A 1,704-nucleotide genomic window follows, 5' to 3' on the forward strand; every position below is an offset into this window, starting at 1 on the left:
GGTGCTCTTCCGTAAGTATACTATTATTCTGTCGTTAAGAATATCTTGTTATTACGGTGCAAAATTACAAAAAAAATCCTATTTTTGATTAGAAAGGCATCATACAGGTATTAGGAATTAATTGGAATCATGCCTAAAAGATGATTGATTGCCTGTATGGCGAATCTGCAGACATAGTTTCAAGGTCAGGATGCACATTCATGATGGACGGATAAAAAAACAGGCAAAAGACGCTTTTTTTATTGTCACTATCGGGAATAATATGTATTTTCGCATCCATGATAAAGAAACTTCCCATCATACTCCTGAATTTCACAGGCATATACAATTATGAATCGTTTGCCTCAAACCGGAACATCACCCATGTTGACTGTAGCGACATCAATGGCGTGGACTGCTATTGTGATGAGCAGGCAAAGGAGGAACTGAACCGCAGACTTTCACCATTTCCTGCCAAGGCTCTGCATTTCATAGATTCCGGCGATTTCCATTATCTCACTGAATATTGGGTATCCAGACTGCAGGAACCGTTCTCGCTGATTGTCTTCGACCATCATCCCGACATGCAAGAACCGCAATGGAACGGCGTCGTGTCGTGTGGAGGATGGGTGACTGATGTGTTGGAAAAGAACCCACTTGTCAGAAATATCATTATCGTGGGGGCTTCGGATGAACTGATTTCCCAAATACCTGTTCATCTCAGAGAAAAGGTGTTGTTCTATAGTCAGGACGAAATCGACCATCATCAAGCATGGCCTTCAAAAGCCGGCAGACTGATACATGAGCCTGTTTACATCTCCATCGACAAGGACGTGCTGAGAAAGCAAGACGCCGTCACTGATTGGAGCAATGGAGACATGTCGCTATTGCAGCTTCAAGCCGTGCTCCGCATTATCTATGCCCATGAGGAGGTAATAGGCGTTGACATTACCGGCGAATGTTCTGCCACTCTCGACTATCTTTCTGAAACGAGAAACGCTGAAATCAACAACAGAGCCAATGCCGAACTGATGAAAATGATATTGGCGGAAGAACAACAGACTCATACAAATCAAAAGCGAGAATGAACAAAAACACAAACAAGTGCCGGTTCTTTGTACTGACAAAGAACCATGCCTGCAAAATTCCCCTTGGCGTGGGGAAACTGCACCATTTCTTGACTGCTTCAGCTGAAAAGTGTAACTTTTCTGTGCTATCAGACGAAAGAAAGTGAAACAATCATATCTTTTCTTGTATCTAATAATGAGTTCAAAGAAGATTGGAGGTTAGTGACAAATAAGATTCACAAGAAAACTCTTGCAACTTAAAGAAATAATAATTATTTTTGCATTAATCACTTTAAACAACAAAAATATGAATACTTCTACACTTACGACCTCAATAACAATTCCCAAAATGGATTTGTCCTTACTCAAGGATTTAGCAAAAAAATTCGGATGGACTATAAACAACACCTCACAACAGATGTCTGGACTTGAAGAGGCACTTAACGATGTCAAGACAGGAAATGTATTTCACGCCAATAGTGCAAAAGACTTGATTGAACAGTGCTTAAAATAACCTGTTCTAATTAATCTTGTCGCAACAAGTAAAAATAATCGATTTGGCTTAAAAAGAAATATTGCTGCCTGGAGTTTTCCTCCAAACAGCAATATTTCTTTTTTCAGCCCCCAAACGGTGTAATGAGCGTTTGGGGGCTGAATA

The 1,704-nt window shown here is 40.4% G+C and carries 2 protein-coding genes; both read left to right on the top strand.

The window, feature by feature from the left end:
- Positions 1 to 278 precede the first annotated feature (278 nt).
- Positions 279 to 1,067: an arginase family protein gene (locus tag QVO99_RS07885; RefSeq protein ID WP_288177057.1), complete on the top strand. Its 789-nt coding sequence runs from the start codon at positions 279 to 281 to the stop codon at positions 1,065 to 1,067.
- Between the two features lie 286 nt (positions 1,068 to 1,353).
- Positions 1,354 to 1,560: a hypothetical protein gene (locus tag QVO99_RS07890; protein ID WP_022317069.1), complete on the top strand. Its 207-nt coding sequence runs from the start codon at positions 1,354 to 1,356 to the stop codon at positions 1,558 to 1,560.
- The last annotated feature ends 144 nt before the right edge of the window (positions 1,561 to 1,704 follow it).

Origin of the sequence: Prevotella sp. CAG:592, from assembly GCF_000436015.1 — a bacterium.
GTDB lineage: Bacteria > Bacteroidota > Bacteroidia > Bacteroidales > Bacteroidaceae > Prevotella > Prevotella pectinovora.